This window comes from Flavobacterium sp. LM4, assembly GCF_002017935.1.
Classification (GTDB): domain Bacteria; phylum Bacteroidota; class Bacteroidia; order Flavobacteriales; family Flavobacteriaceae; genus Flavobacterium; species Flavobacterium chungangense.
This window is the reverse complement of sequence record NZ_MUFW01000001.1, coordinates 3,059,580-3,077,868: the sequence shown is the minus strand read 5'-3', so window position 1 is coordinate 3,077,868 and position 18,289 is coordinate 3,059,580. Positions and strand designations below refer to the sequence as shown.

The window sequence follows — 18,289 nt, the reverse complement described above, 5'->3', positions numbered from 1 at the left end:
TTTTAAAATGTTATTTTCAAAAAAGTCCTACTCCTTCCCCCAAATCCTCGTATTCAAATCCAGTTCATGAACAATATTCTGCATAAACTGAACAATTGAAAGATCATCTGTAAGTAAATCGGGAACTAAAAGCGATTTATGAATAGGCGCCTCAAAATAATTGTAAGACAACGGAAAAGCAATATACATTTTAGAATGTATGAACGAAAATGAAATTGTCTCGTCAGATTTACTGTTTAGATCCAGAATTCTCTCCATCATGGCGGGTGTCAGGATGTATCTGGCTTCAATCTGGTTTCTGGAATAGGTCACAAACTTATTATCAAATTCGGTGTTTTCTAGTTGTATGACTTCGCTGTTTCCAAAACTAAAAACGTTTTTAGAAAACCACGCTCCCAGACTCTCACCAAAACCTTTTGGTCGCACTACTGTAGAAACCGTAAAATTTTTATTGAAATCGGCCACAAAAACAATTCCTTTAAAAATTGTATGCCATTCGGTCCGCGTTCCGTTTTTGGTACGAGTTTCTGTTTTATATTCCGCATGAACTTCGGCAAACCAAAAAGAAGTTTTGTCGATCGTTCCGCTTATTAAATCCTGCGTTTTATAGCGATCGGGTTCAGTAGTAAAAAGCTCTGAACTTATAAACTCATATTCAGGAAGCCCGCTTAGCGGTGTAATGATCAGCGTATCGTTGATGTTTTTTAAAGCCGTTCCGACAACCGTTGCTTTATAAGCTGCTTTATATTTTACAGCATCATCTTCTATTCGAAAATACATCACAATACCTATAATCAAAGGAACTAAACATCCAATAATTCCCAACGCAGGAAATCGGATAAATAACCCAACTAGTAAAACTAATACTGCAAGACCAAATAATATATAGCATGTTTGGTATGTTTCGGCTATTTTTTTTCGGTCTGTTTCTAATGTATTCAGTATTTCCTGCAGATTTGCTTTCGAGTTTATTTCTGAATCCATTAATTATTGAATAGTTCTTTTGCACTAATGTTTTTACGCTCTTCTTCAGGTGTTTCCAGCACATCAATTTTAGTGTAACCCAGCATTCCTGCAAACATATTGCCCGGAAACATCATAATAGCATTGTTATAATCAGTCACTACAGCATTATAAGTTCTTCTGGCGGCAGCAATTTGTTCTTCGCTTTCTGTCCATGTAGATTGCAGGTTTAGGAAATTGGTATTAGCTTTTAAATCAGGGTAATTTTCAACGGTTACCATCAGGCCTTTTACCGCTGAGCTTAATTCTTTATCTAAACTCGCTTTTTCTCCGTCTGTTAAAGTTCCTGAAGTTGCTTTGGCGCGAAGTTCTACAATTTTAGTTAAAGTACTTTGTTCATAATTAGTGTATTGTTTTACCACTTCAACCAGATTCGGAATCAGGTCAAAACGTTTTTTCAGCATTACATCAATAGCAGAGAAAGCATTGGTTACCTGATTTCTTTTTCCGATAAGCGAATTATAGATAGCAATTCCAACAATAAGAAGAAAAACAATAAGTCCTAAAATAACAATCATGGTTTAATTTTTTAAATTGGTTATGAGCAAATATATAGAAAATGAAATAAGTTTTGCTCTTTATTCTTTCAGATTTACAGCACAAATTTGAATATTGAAAATTTAATATTTCACTCAAAAATTGACTAAAAACGATAACTTTATATCCAAAATAATCTGATTTTCGCATTCCAAATACAAAGCATCTTTAAAAACTCATTTCAAATGAACAAAAACATAACCGCTCTCTACAACATCGCTCAAAAACAAACCCGAAAAATAATAGGTCTAATGTCCGGAACTTCGCTTGACGGGCTTGACATTGCTTTGTGTGAAATTTCGGGAGCGGGCGAAAATACAAATGTTACCATTCTGGAGTTTGAAACCATCCCTTACTCAGAAGACATTAAAATCGAAATCCGTAAAGTGTTTGCACAAAAAACAATCGATTTTCAGCATTTGGCTTTACTAAACGAATGGATTGGTCTTTTGCACGCAGGAATGGTCAACGATTGTCTTCAAAAATGGAATATTCCCGCACATGAAGTTGACTTGATTGCTTCGCACGGACAAACGGTTTTGCATGCTCCGAAATTTTTACATCAGCAGGAAAAGTTCCCAAATGCTACTTTACAGATTGGCGATGGCGATCATATTGCGGTAAAAACCGGAATTATCACACTCTCCGATTTCAGGCAGAAACATGTTGCAGCAGGTGGCGAAGGTGCGCCTTTGGCCGTTTATGGCGATTATTTGTTATTCAGCCAAAAAGGCGAAAACCGCATTATGCTCAACATGGGCGGCATCGCGAATTTCACCTATTTGCCTGCTTCGCTAAACGCCGAAGAAGTTTTTGTAACCGATACCGGAACGGCTAATACCTTAATCGACACTTTTACCAAACACTTTTTCCTTGAAAAAAGTTACGATAAAGACGCCGAAATCGCGCAACAGGGAATCGTAAATCAGGAACTTTTAAGCGAACTTAAAAACGATGCTTTCTTCCGTAAAAGTTTCCCGAAAACCATCGGTCAGGAATTGTTCAATAAAGGTTTTGTTGATTCGGCACTTTCAAAAACCAATCTCGAAAACATTTCGGCACCAGATTTACTGGCTACTTTAACACGTCTGAGCGCAGAGACCATTGTCGAAGCGATTCAGTTTGTGGTAAAAAATACCGGAACGCCAATTAGCGAATTCAAAATATATCTGTCGGGAGGCGGTACAAACAATCCGTTATTGGTGAAATGGCTAAAAGAATTATTGCCTTGCGAATTTCAAAAAAGCGATGATCTGGGCATTTTAAGCGATGCCAAAGAAGCGGTCTTATTTGCCGTTTTAGCCAATGAAACGGTTGCGGGCGGCCATTATAATTTTGGTACAAACAAAGGAATTCCATCTGTAACAATGGGTAAAATTTCTTTTCCGGATTAATACTAAACCTTGGGTTACTATTTTTGGAATGTTCTTAAAAAGTAAAATGTTTCTCTCTAGCCCCGATTGAAGTGGAAATCCTTTTGTGCCGGGGTTCGGCACAAAAGATTACTTCACTTAATTTTTATTTTTAATCGGAGTTCAGTGAACTTCGTTTGTAACGGAAAGCGGGACGATGCTTGCTGAAAATACCTAATCTTTCTGCTTCAAAAATTTATTATCAAGTTCAGGCACAAAACTAATACTATAAAAAGCGAAAACAATTACATGAAAACCAAATAAATAGCGTTTAAATTATAATTTCTGAATTATTTACGATAGTCCGTTAAAAAAACTATTTTTGATTTCTGTTAAAAAAAGATTGAAATGCATAAAAATCAGCACCTAATATTCTCTATCATATATTTACTTTTCTTTGGATGGAACGTCAATTCGCAGGAAAAAACCAAACATCCTAAAAATGAATTTAGAGGTGTCTGGATTGCAACTGTCGTAAATATTGACTGGCCAAAAACAGCAATTGACGGCGTTGAAAAAGAAAAAGCAGACTATATCGAGATTTTAGAAGCGTATAAAAAACTGAATTACAATGCCGTAATCGTTCAGATTAGAAGTGTTGGTGATGCTTTTTACCCAACGGAACTGGCTCCGTGGTCGCGTTTTTTAACCGGAAAAGAAGGTCAGGCTCCCAACCCGTATTACGATGCTTTGGCCTGGATGATTGAGGAAGCACACGAAAGAGGTTTTGAATTTCATGCCTGGATGAACCCATACCGTGCTACTTTCGATTTAAACAAACAGCAATTAAGTCCAAATCACGACATATTCAAACATCCGGAGTGGATGATTGAATATGGTGGGAAATTATACTATGATCCTGCTTTGCCGGAAGTTCAGTCGCATTTAACCAAAGTGGTGAAAGAGGTTGTTGATAAATACGACATCGATGCTATTCACTTTGATGATTATTTTTATCCGTATGCTGTTCCTGGAAAAGTGTTTAACGACACCGCATCCTACAAAAAATACGGAAGCGGTCTGTCACTTGCCGACTGGCGACGTGCCAATGTGAGCAATTTTGTGCACACGATTTCTACTACTATAAAAGCCAGCAAACCGTGGGTACAATTCGGAATCAGTCCGTTTGGGGTTTGGCGAAATAAATCGGTAGATCCAAAAGGTTCAGAGACACAATCTACTTCTAATTACGACGATTTATATGCCGATCCGGTTTTATGGATGGATCAGAAATGGATTGATTACATCCTTCCACAATTATATTGGAGTATGAACAATCGTATTGCCAATTACTCGAAACTAGTAAAATGGTGGTCTGAGAATTCAAACAATACGGCTATTTACATTGGTCACGCATCCTATAAGATTAGAGGTGACAGTGATAAAAGCTGGAATTTCATGTCAGAAATCCCGAATCAGATTGATTATTTGAGAAGTTTCAAAAACGTAAGCGGAAGTGCTTATTTCAGTGCGAAATGGTTCATGGATAAAAACTTTGATATTGTTCGCCATTTAGAAGAAAACCAATACCAGTATCCGGCTCTTCCATCGGCAGTTCCAAATTTAAAACGTGTTATTATTGATACACCAATTGTAAATGAGTACGGAAAAGACAGCCTGCGTTATTCGTTCAATGTCAAATATCCTTATAATACAAAAGTGAGATACATGGTGGTGTACGGAGCAGAACATATTTCGAAAATAGACATTAATGATGCCAGACAAATCGTTGATAAGGTAGTGGTATGCCAAAACACAGGAACAATTTCATTTTCGGTTCCAGCCGAAAAAATGAATCAGTATAAAGCTTGTGCTGTGACATTTATTGACTATTTTGCAAACGAAAGTACACCAACTATTATCGACTTAAAAAAGACATTTAAAATCTATTCCCCTGCACAACCTGATGAAAACAGATAACACACCTTGGTTTTGGATTCCGCTTCTTAATTTTGCATCTGGACTTCCTTATGCCGTCATCATTTCGGTTTCGGTAATAATGTACAAAAATTTAGGAATTTCAAATGAAGATATTGGTGTTTATACCAGTTTATTGTATTTGCCATGGGTTATAAAACCGCTTTGGAGTCCTTTTATTGAATTGAACGGAACCAAAAGAAAATGGTTTTTATCGATGCAACTGCTGATTTCAATCGCGTTTTTGCTTGTCGGTTTTACAATTCCGACTAGTGGATTTTTCATCATGACTTTGGCGATATTTTGGGTTGCGGCTTTTGCTTCGGCTTCGAATGATATTGCCAGCGATGGTTTTTATTTATTGGCATTGCGAAAAGAACAGCAATCTTTTTTCCTCGGCATCAGAAGTACTTTTTACCGACTTGCAATGCTTTCAGGAAATGGTTTAATCGTTTTGTTTGCAGGTTATCTGGAGCATAAATATGGTGATAATACCAAAGCTTGGTCATACACCATGATTGCAGTAGGTTTGTTAATGACATTTATTACACTTTATAATTTCGTTTTTACACCAAAAACCGAAATAAATGTTGTTGAAAATAATAAAGACCACCATTTAAGCTTCGGTACTGTATTTGTGACTTTTTTTAAGAAAAAACAAATCGGATTGGTATTGGCATTTATTCTGGTTTTCAGATTAGGTGAATCGCAATTACTAAAAATGTTAAGTCCATTCTTGTTAGACAAGAAAGAATTGGGCGGTATGGCTCTGGACACTGAGGCTGTAGGTATTATTTATGGAACTTTAGGAATTCTGGCCTTAACGATTGGTGGCATTTTAGGTGGCATTGCAATTTCTAAACATGGCCTTACCAAATGGATTTTTCCTATGTTTCTGGCAATGCACCTGCCTATCCTTGGATTTATTGGATTAGCTCATTTTCAACCTGAAGAACTTTTTCACCTTCACATAAACTTATATTTTTTCGAAATAAATTCCAACCTTAATCTCTACACTTGCCTTGTTGTAATTTTAGAACAGTTTGGATATGGTTTTGGGTTTACAGGATTTATGATGTACCTGATTCATGTGGCTGAAGGAGAATCAAAAACAGCGCATTATGCACTGGCAACCGGTTTTATGGCTATGGGAATGATGCTGCCGGGAATGTTAAGCGGCTATATTCAACAATATTTAGGTTATCAAAACTTCTTTATCTGGGTTTTGATAGCAACAATACCAGGTCTTATTTTATCACGTTTTTTAATTTTTCCGAAAGATTTCGGAAAAAAATCAGAAGAAGTTTAACCCCAAATCAAACTTTTACCTATGGAAATCAATGAAAATTTGCAGGCCGAACGCAATCTGAAAGGAAGTGAGTTCGAAAAGTCCGGAAATCTTGAAAAAGCAATTGAGCTGTATGAAGAAAATGTTACCGAAGGTTTTAAAGGAAATCATCCTTATGATCGATTGGCTACAATTTACAAAAACCAACTCGATCTGGACAATGAAATTCGGGTTTTAGAAAAAGCAATTATTGTGTACGAAGAAATCACGATCGAAGACCGCTTGGAAGGGCTACCAAAACTCTTTCGCTTCAAAAACCGACTCGAAAAAGCAATTGAAACCAAAAAGCAATTGGCTAAACAGAAGAAAGCAAAGTTGAAATAAAACATTCTTTTAAACACATAGAAACATAGTTTTTTTGTGTGAAAGAATAAAAAAGAGAAAGTCAATTTCTCAACACATAGCTATTTGTATTTTAATAAAGTGAAACGCCTTTTCCAATACCTAAATACTATGTGTTAGAAAATCAAACGATACTGATTAAAATATTTTAAATCATGAGTAATATAAAACGAACCAACTCAGACGATATGGATTTTATAAATCTGGTTGCTTTATTAGATCAGGATTTAGCAATTAGAGATGGCGAAGATCATGCTTTTTATAATCAGTATAATAAAACCGATAAAATAAAACACACAATCGTGTATTATGAGGACGGAATTCCGCTTGGCTGTGGCGCTTTCCGCGAAAAAGAAAGTGACAAGACCGAAATCAAACGAATGTATGTACATCCGGGCCATCGAAAAAAAGGAATTGCTTCAGCTGTTTTGGCAGCACTTGAAATTTGGGCGAAAGAAATTGGTTATACCTATACCATTCTTGAAACCGGAAAAAACCAGCCCGAAGCCATCAACTTATATCAAAAATTAAATTACACCATAATACCCAATTATCCGCCTTACGAAAAAATGGATAATAGTGTCTGCATGAAAAAGACTTTATAATAATGAAAATGACAGCCGAAGCATTACGACAAAGAATAGGACAATTTTTCTTTCCAGCAGTATTCATCAACGATACCGAAGAAAATATTCAGGAAACCGAACGCCTTATCAAAGACTATAATATTGGCGGATTGACTTTTTTTCACAGTCGTGCAAGCGCTGCAACGAATTACGAAAGCAAACAGAAAATTGTTTTCAACGATGACAGCTACGAAAAAATCAAAGCATTAATCGTTCGTTACCAAAAAGCAGCTTCAACTCCGCTGTTAATAAGCATCGATGCAGAATGGGGTCTGGCAATGCGTATCGAAAAAACACCGCAATATCCATACGCAATCACACTTGGTGCTCTGCCTGAAAACAATTCAAATCTGATTTATGAAGTCGGAAAACAAATCGGATTGGATTTAAAAGCTGCCGGAATTCAGTATAACTTATCTCCTTTGGCAGACATCAATAATAATCCGAATAATCCGGTTATTGGCTATCGCTCTTTTGGTGAAAATAAAGAAAAAGTCGCCAATTTTGCCATTGAATATTTAAAAGGAATGTCTGATGTTGGTATTTTAGGATGCTTGAAACACTTTCCCGGACACGGAAATACTAACGTGGATTCACACTTGGGATTACCAGTTTTAAAAGAAACTCTTGAAGAATTACTGGAAAACGAATTATATCCTTTCATAAAAGGAATCGAAAACAATGTCGACTCCATCATGATTGGACATTTGGCTGTTCCTAGTTTAAATGATGGAAAAGATACTTCGGGAACTTTATCAAAACCGATTATTCAGGATCTTTTGCGTGAGAAATTAGGTTATGACGGTTTAGTAATTTCTGATGCTTTAAATATGCACAGCGTTTCTAAATTATATGAAACCAAAGGTCAATTAGAATGGGAAGCCTTCAACGCTGGAAATGATATTTTATGTTTCGCAGAAAATGTTCCGGAAGGAATTGAAGCGATCTTCAAAAATGCTTCGCCGGACCGTATTTTTGAAAGCTATGAAAGAATTAGAAAAGCAAAAGAAAAAGTAGGATTGTTTTCGAATGAAACTTTTGCTTCTGGTGAATTGAATTTCGAAAATGCTTCACAATTAAATCTCCAAATCGCACAAAACGCAATCACCAAAATCATTGATAACGGAATTTCAGAATTAGCGTTTGAAGCACAAAAAAACAATAGATTAGTCAAACTGAGTTTATATAAAAACACTGAAAACACATTCTTTAAAACCTTAAATACAAAATTACCTTCTCCGGAATTTGCTTTTGAAAATTTAGAAACATCGGATATCTCAAAAATTGAAAAACAACTTCAAAGTTTCGATACTATTCTAATTTCATTATTTGTTCCGAAAGCAAAACCTGCAAATAAATTTGAAATAGATGATACTGTTTTCAGCTTACTTTCAGGCTTGCTTCAAACTAAAAAATGTATCATTTATGTCTTCGGAAACCCCTATGTTTTGCCCTTAATTCCGAATCTTAAAAAAGCTTCAGGGTTAATCCAGGCGTATCAGGACTTTGAAGAGTTTCAAAAAACAGCTGGAATTCAATTTTTAGAAAAAAATAGTTTTAATGGTATTTTACCAGTAAATATTGATATTCAATAAGTTAAACATTTATATAACCAAAAACTATCAACTTATAAATTTTTATAATCACATCTTATTATAAGACCCTGTACTTATACCCTACTTTTGCACCAGAAATAAATTTTAATTTTAAAACGAAAAATATGTCTTTAGTAGGAAAAAAATTCCCGAGTATTGCAGTAGATGCTATCTCAGAAATGGGTGATAACTTAAAAATCAACATCATTGAAGAAGCAGTAAACAACAACAAAAAAGTACTATTATTCTGGTATCCAAAAGATTTTACTTTTGTATGTCCAACTGAATTACACGCCTTTCAAGCTGCATTGCCAGAATTCGAAAAAAGAAATACTATCGTAATCGGAGCTTCTTGCGACACAAACGAAGTACACTTTGCTTGGTTAAACACTCCAAAAAACAACGGTGGAATCGAAGGTGTTACTTACCCAATCTTAGCAGATACTAACCGTAACTTAGCTAATATTTTAGGAATTCTTGATATCGAATCTACAAGCTACAGCGAAGATACTGATTCAGTTATCATCGAAGGTTCAAACGTAACTTACAGAGCTACTTATCTAATTGACGAAACTGGAAAAATCTTCCACGAAAGCGTAAACGATATGCCATTAGGACGTAACGTAAACGAATACTTAAGAATGGTTGACGCTTACACGCACATCCAGACTAAAGGTGAAGTTTGCCCTGCAAACTGGGAAGCTGGTAAAGAAGCAATGTCTGCTGACAGAGTTAGTACTGCTGAATACTTAAGCGCAAACTAATTTGCAATAACAATTTCAATGGCAATTTCAATGTTCAATTCTGACTTTGCCATTGAAATTCAAAAATTCTCTTCAAAAACAAACAATAATTTCAATTTAAACTCAAATATCAATCCCTTAAAAAATTGATTTTTGAAATTGAAATTGAAATTGAAATTTCAAAAAACTATGTTAATCGACTTAAACGAAGATACGTTAGCAGATTTAGTTGCTAAAAACGAAAAAGTAGTAGTGCAATATTCAGCATCATGGTGTGGAAACTGCCGTATTATGAAACCAAAATTCAAAAAATTAGCAACAGAAAATGAAGCTATCACTTTTGTTTTGGTTGATGCAGAAAATGCTCCTGAATCAAGAAAATTAGCAAACGTAAGCAACCTGCCTACTTTTGCCACTTTCGTAAACGGACAATTAGTTGGCGAAACGCAGACTAATAAACAAGAAGTTTTAATCGATCTTGTAAACGCAATTGCCTAAATAGATTTTAGATTTTTAGACTGTTAGATTTTTCGAATCTTTATCTAAAAATCCAATTATCCAACAATCTAACAATCAATAAAATGAAATTACCCGTAATCAAGCATTTAACGCAATTTATCGAAGAAAACGATCAGGACTATATCATAGAAACAATCGAAGTTCTGGAAGCCATGACGGAAATCTCTTCTCTTAAAGACGAAGAATTAGACGTAATCGGTGAATTGATTTCAAATATGTATGGTGCCCTTGAAGTTCAAAAATTAGTAGCTCAGGGAACCGACAAAAAAGAAGCTTTAAATACGTTCATGAAACGCGTTTTAGGTTCTATTGATAAATAATCGAGCTCCTTTTCAAAGAAAAAGCAAAACATGACGGAGAAAGCGTTTCTATTTGGAGACGCTTTTTTTATATCTTAAAATATACTTTGGGCGAGACAGCATCCCTACAAGAGGGCTGCCTTTCTTTACGCATACCTGCCCTCTTATCGGGATGCTGTCGGGCTGTCCGCGCTACTTCGGTAGCTTGCTCCCATCCCTCTCGCGATAAACGGCTAATAAAACCTTTTAAGTATTCACAAAAGTAATCACATGCATAGCCATTGCAAGAAAACGCGCAACCACACTCGCATGACGCAAAAATGGATTTACTCTGCATGAGATTGCTTCGCTGCTCGTAATGATAAATTCAAAGGCAATTGATTGTCTTAAGACCCCCCTAATTGTTCTTACTAGCAACAACAAATACTTTTACATTCAAATATTAATCCTTACTTTTGAACCTCATTAATTTTAAACAAAAATCATGGCATCTATCACATTAGGAGGAAATCCGGTTCATACATCAGGCGAATTGCCGGCAGTTGGTTCACAATTAGCTGACTTCAGTTTAGTACAAAACGATCTATCAGTTGCATCTTTAAGCAATTTTGCTGGTAAAAAATTAGTTTTAAATATCTTCCCAAGTATCGATACAGGAACTTGTGCAACTTCTGTTAGAAAATTCAACGAAAGTGCAAGCAGTTTAGAAAACACAACCGTTTTGTGTATTTCAAGAGATTTACCATTCGCACAAAAACGTTTTTGTGGAGCTGAAGGTTTAGAAAATGTAGTTAACTTGTCAGATTTTCAGGCAGGAGATTTTGGTAAAGCAAACGGTTTAGAAATTGTTGACGGACCATTAGCAGGTTTACATTCAAGAGCAATCATTGTAGTGGATGCTGACGGAAAAGTTCTTCACACAGAACAAGTTGCTGAAATTGCAAACGAACCAAATTACGAAGCGGCTTTAGCTGCACTATAATACCAGTAAATGGAATTTCAAAAAGACAATACTTTTGTAACAGGCAGGTTAAAAAGCATGACCTATGCTTTTAACGGAGCTGTTAAACTTATAAGAACAGAACATAGCATTATGGTCCAATTTTCATTGGGAATCATAATGACTATTGCCGGGTTCTATTTTCATATTTCACAAACCGAATGGCTATGTCAAACATTAGCCATAGGTTTGGTTTTAAGTGTTGAAGGATTGAATACCGCAGTTGAAAAAATTGCCGATTTCATTCATCCTGATTACAGCAAACGAATCGGATTTATTAAAGATATTGCTGCAGGAGCAGTATTTTTTGCCGCAATGACAGCAATAGCAATAGGCTTGATTATTTATATACCAAAATTTATATAGGCAAATAGGATACGCAAGAATGGCAAAAACAACCAAAAAAGAAACTACAGACAAAAAAAACGAACCAAAAGCGGATACTAAAAGATCCTGGAAGCTATCCAAACAACAAAAATTTGTTTTAGGCTGCCTTTTGGTACTATTTTCTATCGCATTATTAGTTGCATTTATTTCTTTTTATGTCAACGGACAATGGCAAACAGATCAAAGTGCCGTAAGTCATCTGGAAGATCGTACTGAAGTGGTGCAAAATTGGCTCGGAAAATTCGGAGCTTATCTTGCCGACTTAATTGTATACAAAGGTTTCGGTATTGCTTCCTTCATTTTTGTACGTCTATTTTTCCTTACCGGATTATTTTTGGCCTTGGAAATGTCAACCAAAAAACTAAAAGGCACATGGTTTTGGGATTTATTTGCCATTATCATTGTTTCTGTATTGTTTGGATTCTTTGCTACTTCAGCACCTGAATTAGGAGGAACAATTGGATACGAACTCAATTTATTTCTTCAGGATTACATCGGAAAAACAGGAACTTTACTAACACTGCTTTTTGGATTAATTGTCTATCTGATTTTTAAAATCAAAGTATCTCCTGAAAAAATTCAGTCCTATTTTGATTCCACTAAAAATGAATTAAAATCTGAGCTGGATTCTATCAAAAAACAGCAACAGCATCAGGAACCTGAAAGCGCCTATAATCTGGAAGAGTTTGCTATTGAGGAAGAAGATCCGGAATTAGACAATATACATTTAAAGAAAGACGATACGAAGTTTGAAATCAACAAAGAGGCTTTAAAACCGACTATTACAAATTCATCAGAAATTGATTTAAATCCAATTTTAAAGCCGGTTGAAATGAATATAAATCCGGCAACAGAAGCACCGGTTCATCATAACGAAGAATTTGTTATTGAAAAAGCCGAAGAAGAAGATATTATAGAGGAAAACCTGGCTTCAAGATTAGTTGCTGATTTCGGATTATTTGACCCAACTTTGGATTTATCAAATTATAAATTTCCGACAATCGAGTTATTAAAAGAATACTCGACCGGAGGAATTACAATCAACCAGGAAGAATTAGAAGAAAATAAAAATAAAATTGTAGATACACTTCGTAACTACAAAATAGAAATTGCACAGATAAAAGCAACCGTTGGACCATCGGTAACTTTATATGAAATTGTACCCGAAGCCGGAATCAGGATCTCTAAAATAAAGAGTCTAGAAGACGATATTGCCTTGTCACTTTCTGCATTAGGAATTCGTATTATTGCACCAATTCCCGGAAAAGGAACTATTGGTATTGAAGTTCCAAATAAGACTCCTACTATGGTTTCTATGAAAAGTGTTATTGGATCTGCTAAATTTCAGGAAGCTGAAATGGAACTTCCAATTGCTCTGGGTAAAACGATTTCAAACGAAACTTTTGTTGTGGATTTAGCCAAAATGCCTCACCTTTTGATGGCAGGTGCTACTGGACAAGGAAAATCTGTTGGATTGAATGCGGTTTTAACTTCCCTTCTGTACAAAAAACATCCGGCAGAAGTAAAATTCGTTCTGGTCGATCCGAAAAAAGTCGAACTTACACTTTTCAATAAAATTGAAAGACATTATTTGGCCAAACTACCGGATACGGAAGATGCTATTATTACTGATAATGCAAAAGTTGTCAACACCTTAAATTCGCTTTGTACCGAAATGGACAACCGTTATTCTTTATTAAAAGATGCAATGGTTCGTAATATTAAGGAGTACAACGAAAAATTCAAGTCCCGAAAATTAAATCCGGAAGCCGGCCACCGATTTTTACCTTACATTGTTTTGGTGGTAGACGAGTTCGCCGATTTAATTATGACTGCAGGTAAAGAAGTCGAAATTCCTATCGCCCGTCTGGCTCAGTTAGCTCGTGCCATTGGTATTCATTTAATTATTGCCACACAAAGACCTTCGGTAAACGTTATTACCGGTTTGATTAAAGCCAATTTCCCTGCGAGAATTGCCTTTAGGGTAACTTCTAAAATTGATTCCAGAACAATTTTGGACACACAAGGAGCCGATCAGCTAATTGGTCGTGGAGATTTATTATACTCAAATGGAAACGACGTTATCCGTGTTCAGTGTGCTTTCATTGACACTCCTGAAGTCGAAAAAATCACAGATTTTATTGGCTCACAAAAAGCGTATGCCACAGCTTATTTGCTTCCGGAGTTTGTTGGAGAGGAAACTGGCATCAATCTTGATATGGATATTTCTGAAAGAGATACTTTATTTAGAGAGGCAGCAGAGATTATTGTCAATGCACAACAAGGTTCAGCTTCATTATTGCAAAGGAAATTAAAATTAGGCTACAACAGAGCTGGTCGTTTGATTGATCAATTGGAAGCAGCCGGAATTGTTGGCCCTTTTGAAGGCAGTAAAGCCCGAAACGTAAATATCCTAGATTTAAGTGCTCTTGATCAATTTTTTAATAATGAACAAAATTAACCCCATCATGAAAACGAAAATTCAGGAAATCACAAACAATTCTATCATGAAAATGAGTAAAAAGTGTCTGCAAATAGCAATTTTATTGCTTTTAAGCTTTACTTCTGTTCAGGCTCAGGATAAAAAAGCCAAGGATTTATTGAACCAGGTAACCGCAAAAATAAAAAGCTACAACAATATTTCTATTGATTTTAAATACTCTTTAAACAACGCCAAAGAAAACATTAATCAGGATAGTAAAGGAAATGTAATTATGAAAGGCAATCAATATGTATTGAATTTCATGGGCGTTACTAAAATATTTGACGGACAAAAGACATACACCATTGTTCCTGAAGACGAAGAAGTTACTATTTCTAAAGTAAACGAAAAGGATGATAATGCGATCACCCCTTCAAAAATGCTTACTTTTTTCAATTCAGGTTATAAATACAACATGGATATTGTTCAAAATGTAAAAGGAAGAAAAATCCAATATATCAAATTAGTACCAACTAGCGGAAAAGATCAGCGAAAAGAAATCCTTTTAGGGATTGATGTGCAGACCAAACACATCTATAATTTGATTGAAACAGGAAAAAATGGTACAAAAACCACTTTAACCGTTAATTCTTTTAAAACCAATCAGCCTTTATCAAAAAATCAATTTACCTTTGTGGCGAGTAAATACCCAAAATACTACATCAATAAATTAGATTAATTACAAGGTTGAAAATTCTAGACAAATACTTACTAAAAACATTCCTGATTACATTTACTACGGTATTTGTAATCCTTTTTTTTATATTCATACTTCAAACGGTCTGGCTTTTTATTTCTGAATTAGCCGGTAAAGATTTGGATTTGATCTTAGTTGTAAAGTTCCTGCTTTTCTCAATGCCAAGGATTATCCCGCTTGTTTTGCCTTTATCGGTTTTATTGGCTTCAATAATGACTTTCGGTAATTTGGCTGAAAATTACGAGTTTGCAGCCATGAAATCTTCGGGTATTTCCCTTCAGAGAGCCATGAGAGTTCTCATTATTTTTATCTTATTATTAAGTATTGTTGCCTTTTGGTTTTCTAACAATGTAATCCCTTTTGCCGAATATAAATTTGTTAATTTCAGAAAAAACATCGCTCAGGCCAAACCTGCAATGGCAATAGCAGAAGGGCAATTTAACGATGTTGGCTTCTATAATATTAAGGTAAATAAAAAATCCGGAGAAAACGGAAATATTTTAACCGGTGTTACCATTCATGAAAAACCTTCAAATATGGGGGAAAACAAAACGGTTATAAAAGCTAAGAATGGAGAATTAATAAGCAGCGAGAAATCCAGTATCCTTAAATTAGTGCTTAATGACGGCTATTATTATCAGGATGTTACTCCAAAAAAATATGAAGACAGGGCGAAATTACCTTTTGTAAAAGGAGCTTTTAAAAAGCAAATTATTAATATAGACCTATCAGAATTAAACAAAACAGATACTGAAAACGAAAACATCAACAGCACCAGCAGTATGCTAAATGTTAATGAATTGCGTTACACATTGGATTCATTAAATAAAAACAGAGACAATGAAGTTGTTTCCTTTACTGAAAACATAAACCAGCGTGTAGGCTTATCAAAATTTGTTGCAGTTATAAAAGAAAATAAGAAAAAAAAGTCATTACCCAACAACCTTTTGTCACTTTACGATACTAAACAAAAAAAGGCGATTTTAGATATGGCAAGCAGTAATATGACCAGCACTATTTATTCTATAGAATCGACTCAAAAGGAATTAAAAGACAAACAACGTGACATCAATAAACATCTATCTGCACTTTACGAAAAATTTGTTATTGCGTTTGCCTGTTTTCTAATGTTTTTTATTGGTGCACCCTTAGGGGCTATTATTAGAAAAGGAGGACTTGGCTTACCTATTGTATTTGCGGTTTTAATATTCATTACTTTTCATTTCATCAATACTTTTGGAAAAAGATTATCACAAGAAGGCGGAATGACTCCGTTTCTGGGAGCCTGGATGTCTTCGATTATATTATCTCCACTAGCAATTTTATTGACCTATCGTGCTACAAACGACAATGGCTTAGTCAATTTTGATGCAATAACAACTCCTGTTCAACAACTATTTCAGAAAATTTCCGAGAGGTTTTTTCCTTCTCAAAACCCAAAATAATTATGTCAACAAAAATACAACTCAATACCATTGAAGAAGCCATAGAAGATATTCGTCAAGGTAAAGTCATCATTGTAGTCGATGATGAGGATCGTGAAAATGAAGGTGATTTTTTGGCAGCAGCCGAAAAAACAACTCCGGAAATGATCAACTTTATGGCTACCCATGGTCGTGGCTTAATTTGTACGCCTCTTACTGAAAGTCGTTGTAAGGAACTTGATTTACGTCCGATGGTGACCAACAATACGGATCATATGGAAACTGCTTTTACCGTATCTATTGATTTAAAAGGAAACGGGGTTACAACCGGAATTTCTGCCGCTGACAGGGCAAAAACGGTTTTATCATTAGTAGATCCGAATACCAAACCGCATGAATTAGCCCGCCCGGGACATATTTTCCCTTTAGTTGCCAAACAAGGTGGTGTATTACGAAGAACTGGCCATACAGAGGCCGCTATAGATTTTGCAAGACTTGCAGGTTTTAAATCGGCTGGGGTTATTTGTGAAATCTTAAATGAAGACGGAACGATGGCACGTTTGCCACAATTGGTTGAAGTTGCCAAAAAATTCAATTTGAAATTAGTTTCGATAGAAGATTTGGTTGCCTACAGAATGCAACACGACAGTCTGATCGTTAAAAAAGAAGATTTTGATATCGAAACCCGTTTTGGTACTTTCAGATTAAGAGCTTACGAACAAACCACGAATAAACAAATACATATTGCCTTAACCAAAGGAACGTGGAATTTAGGCGAATCTATTTTAACCCGAATCCATTCTTCTCAGGTTAATAATGACTTACTGGGTACTTTAACCAATAATGCAGATCAGCAATTGGATGATATGTTTAAGATCATCAATGAAGATGGAAAAGGAGCGGTTATTTTTATCAATCAGGATATGACTGCTGTGAATCTTTTAAACCGAATTTCGGAATTAAAAGCATTGCAGGCGCAAGGAACAATGAAAGCTCCAAAAGTAGTCATTGATACAAAAGATTACGGAATTGGAGCTCAGATTTTACACGATCTTGATATTTCAAAAATCAAACTGGTTTCTAATACCCAACAAACCAAACGTGTTGGAATGATCGGTTACGGATTGGAGATTACTGAATATGTGAACTATTAATATGGGGACAATAGAAGAACGAATCGTAAAATCAGAAACCCGTATTTTTAAAGCTGTTTTTCCTAGTACGACCAACCATTACGATACTTTATTTGGAGGTACAGCACTTCATCTGATGGATGAAGTTGCTTTTATCTGCGCGACACGATTTAGCCGAAAGAAGGTGGTGACTATTTCTACAGGTCAAATTGATTTTAAAAAAGCAATTCCGGCCGGCACTTTAATCGAATTAGTTGCAAAAGTGGATAGTGTTGGAAGAACAAGCTGCAAAATTCATGTAGATATTTTTATGGAACAAATGTATTCGGAGCTTCGCGAAACGGTAGTTTCAGGAACTTTTTCGTTTGTTGCCGTAGATGAAAACAAAAAACCAACGCCGATTTTAGACGATTTAGAATAATTTTTAAAAATTTACACTTTCGTAAATACTGATAATTAGACACTTGAAAATCTATCAAAAAAAGTTCTAAAAAAGTTTCCAAAACCGAAAAAGCGTCTTATATTTGCACTCGCAATCAGTAAATGATTGCGGCATACTGGAGAAATGGCAGAGCGGTCGAATGCGGCAGTCTTGAAAACTGTTGACTGTAACAGGTCCGGGGGTTCGAATCCCTCTTTCTCCGCGAGCCGAAAGGCAAATGGTAACAAAACCCACTAAATTCAACGATTTAGTGGGTTTTTTATTTTTGGGCTATAGCAAATTATTCATTAAATCTCAAAGTTTAGGTGTCTTTCGAGGTGTCACTAAAATATAAAAAATTAAGTGACTCCTCACAATGAAAAA

The 18,289-nt window shown here is 35.4% G+C and carries 18 protein-coding genes and 1 tRNA gene; 17 read left to right on the top strand and 2 right to left on the bottom strand.

Translation table 11 applies throughout. The features are described 5' to 3' along the window. Window positions 1-27: 27 nt before the first annotated feature. On the bottom strand, window positions 28-984 hold the full coding sequence (locus BXU10_RS13485; protein WP_078227755.1) for a DUF3137 domain-containing protein: 957 nt from the start codon (window positions 982-984) through the stop codon (window positions 28-30). Then, window positions 984-1,541, bottom strand: a complete 558-nt coding sequence (locus BXU10_RS13480; protein ID WP_078227754.1) for a LemA family protein — start codon at window positions 1,539-1,541, stop codon at window positions 984-986. The genes BXU10_RS13485 and BXU10_RS13480 overlap by 1 nt, the downstream gene beginning before the upstream one ends. Before the next feature lie 204 nt (window positions 1,542-1,745). Between BXU10_RS13480 and BXU10_RS13475 the strand changes: the two genes are divergently transcribed. The 17 genes from BXU10_RS13475 (at window position 1,746) to BXU10_RS13395 (ending at window position 18,128) form a co-directional block, all read left to right on the top strand. After that, window positions 1,746-2,954 carry an anhydro-N-acetylmuramic acid kinase gene (locus tag BXU10_RS13475; protein ID WP_078227753.1) on the top strand — a complete coding sequence of 403 codons (1,209 nt, stop codon included), beginning with the start codon at window positions 1,746-1,748 and terminating at the stop codon, window positions 2,952-2,954. Between the two features lie 366 nt (window positions 2,955-3,320). Further along, complete coding sequence (locus BXU10_RS13470) at window positions 3,321-4,892, top strand: glycoside hydrolase family 10 protein (protein WP_078227752.1); 1,572 nt, start codon at window positions 3,321-3,323, stop codon at window positions 4,890-4,892. Continuing rightward, window positions 4,879-6,198 carry an MFS transporter gene (locus BXU10_RS13465; RefSeq protein ID WP_078227751.1) on the top strand — a complete coding sequence of 440 codons (1,320 nt, stop codon included), beginning with the start codon at window positions 4,879-4,881 and terminating at the stop codon, window positions 6,196-6,198. The genes BXU10_RS13470 and BXU10_RS13465 overlap by 14 nt, the downstream gene beginning before the upstream one ends. Window positions 6,199-6,219: 21 nt before the next feature. Then, the gene (locus BXU10_RS13460; RefSeq protein ID WP_078227750.1) at window positions 6,220-6,561 is read left to right on the top strand and encodes a hypothetical protein; all 342 of its coding nucleotides are present in this window, start codon (window positions 6,220-6,222) and stop codon (window positions 6,559-6,561) included. Window positions 6,562-6,734: 173 nt separating this feature from the next. After that, a complete protein-coding gene (locus BXU10_RS13455) occupies window positions 6,735-7,184 on the top strand; it encodes a GNAT family N-acetyltransferase (protein WP_078227749.1) in 450 nt (149 codons plus the stop codon). 2 nt (window positions 7,185-7,186) lie between these two features. Beyond that, window positions 7,187-8,800 carry a glycoside hydrolase family 3 protein gene (locus BXU10_RS13450; protein ID WP_078227748.1) on the top strand — a complete coding sequence of 538 codons (1,614 nt, stop codon included), beginning with the start codon at window positions 7,187-7,189 and terminating at the stop codon, window positions 8,798-8,800. A 125-nt stretch (window positions 8,801-8,925) separates the two neighbouring features. Continuing rightward, complete coding sequence (locus BXU10_RS13445) at window positions 8,926-9,564, top strand: peroxiredoxin (protein WP_078227747.1); 639 nt, start codon at window positions 8,926-8,928, stop codon at window positions 9,562-9,564. A 168-nt stretch (window positions 9,565-9,732) separates the two neighbouring features. Then, window positions 9,733-10,041, top strand: a complete 309-nt coding sequence (locus BXU10_RS13440) for a co-chaperone YbbN (RefSeq protein WP_031453681.1) — start codon at window positions 9,733-9,735, stop codon at window positions 10,039-10,041. Between the two features lie 83 nt (window positions 10,042-10,124). Further along, a complete protein-coding gene (locus BXU10_RS13435) occupies window positions 10,125-10,382 on the top strand; it encodes a hypothetical protein (RefSeq protein WP_035684509.1) in 258 nt (85 codons plus the stop codon). Between the two features lie 463 nt (window positions 10,383-10,845). Further along, complete coding sequence (tpx, locus tag BXU10_RS13430; RefSeq protein ID WP_078227746.1) at window positions 10,846-11,343, top strand: thiol peroxidase; 498 nt, start codon at window positions 10,846-10,848, stop codon at window positions 11,341-11,343. Window positions 11,344-11,352: 9 nt separating this feature from the next. Further along, window positions 11,353-11,727, top strand: coding sequence for a diacylglycerol kinase (locus tag BXU10_RS13425; RefSeq protein WP_078227745.1), 375 nt, complete (start codon window positions 11,353-11,355; stop codon window positions 11,725-11,727). Window positions 11,728-11,746: 19 nt separating this feature from the next. Beyond that, window positions 11,747-14,209, top strand: coding sequence for a DNA translocase FtsK (locus tag BXU10_RS13420; protein ID WP_078227744.1), 2,463 nt, complete (start codon window positions 11,747-11,749; stop codon window positions 14,207-14,209). Between the two features lie 7 nt (window positions 14,210-14,216). Next, entirely contained in the window at window positions 14,217-14,909 is a 693-nt protein-coding gene (locus tag BXU10_RS13415) for an outer membrane lipoprotein carrier protein LolA (RefSeq protein WP_078227997.1), read from the top strand. Window positions 14,910-14,917: 8 nt separating this feature from the next. Further along, window positions 14,918-16,372 carry an LptF/LptG family permease gene (locus BXU10_RS13410; RefSeq protein ID WP_078227743.1) on the top strand — a complete coding sequence of 485 codons (1,455 nt, stop codon included), beginning with the start codon at window positions 14,918-14,920 and terminating at the stop codon, window positions 16,370-16,372. A 2-nt stretch (window positions 16,373-16,374) separates the two neighbouring features. Beyond that, entirely contained in the window at window positions 16,375-17,505 is a 1,131-nt protein-coding gene (ribB, locus tag BXU10_RS13405; protein WP_078227742.1) for a 3,4-dihydroxy-2-butanone-4-phosphate synthase, read from the top strand. A gap of 1 nt (window position 17,506) precedes the next feature. After that, window positions 17,507-17,905, top strand: coding sequence for an acyl-CoA thioesterase (locus tag BXU10_RS13400; protein ID WP_078227741.1), 399 nt, complete (start codon window positions 17,507-17,509; stop codon window positions 17,903-17,905). 138 nt (window positions 17,906-18,043) lie between these two features. Next, a tRNA-Ser gene (locus BXU10_RS13395) sits at window positions 18,044-18,128 on the top strand. Window positions 18,129-18,289: the final 161 nt, after the last annotated feature.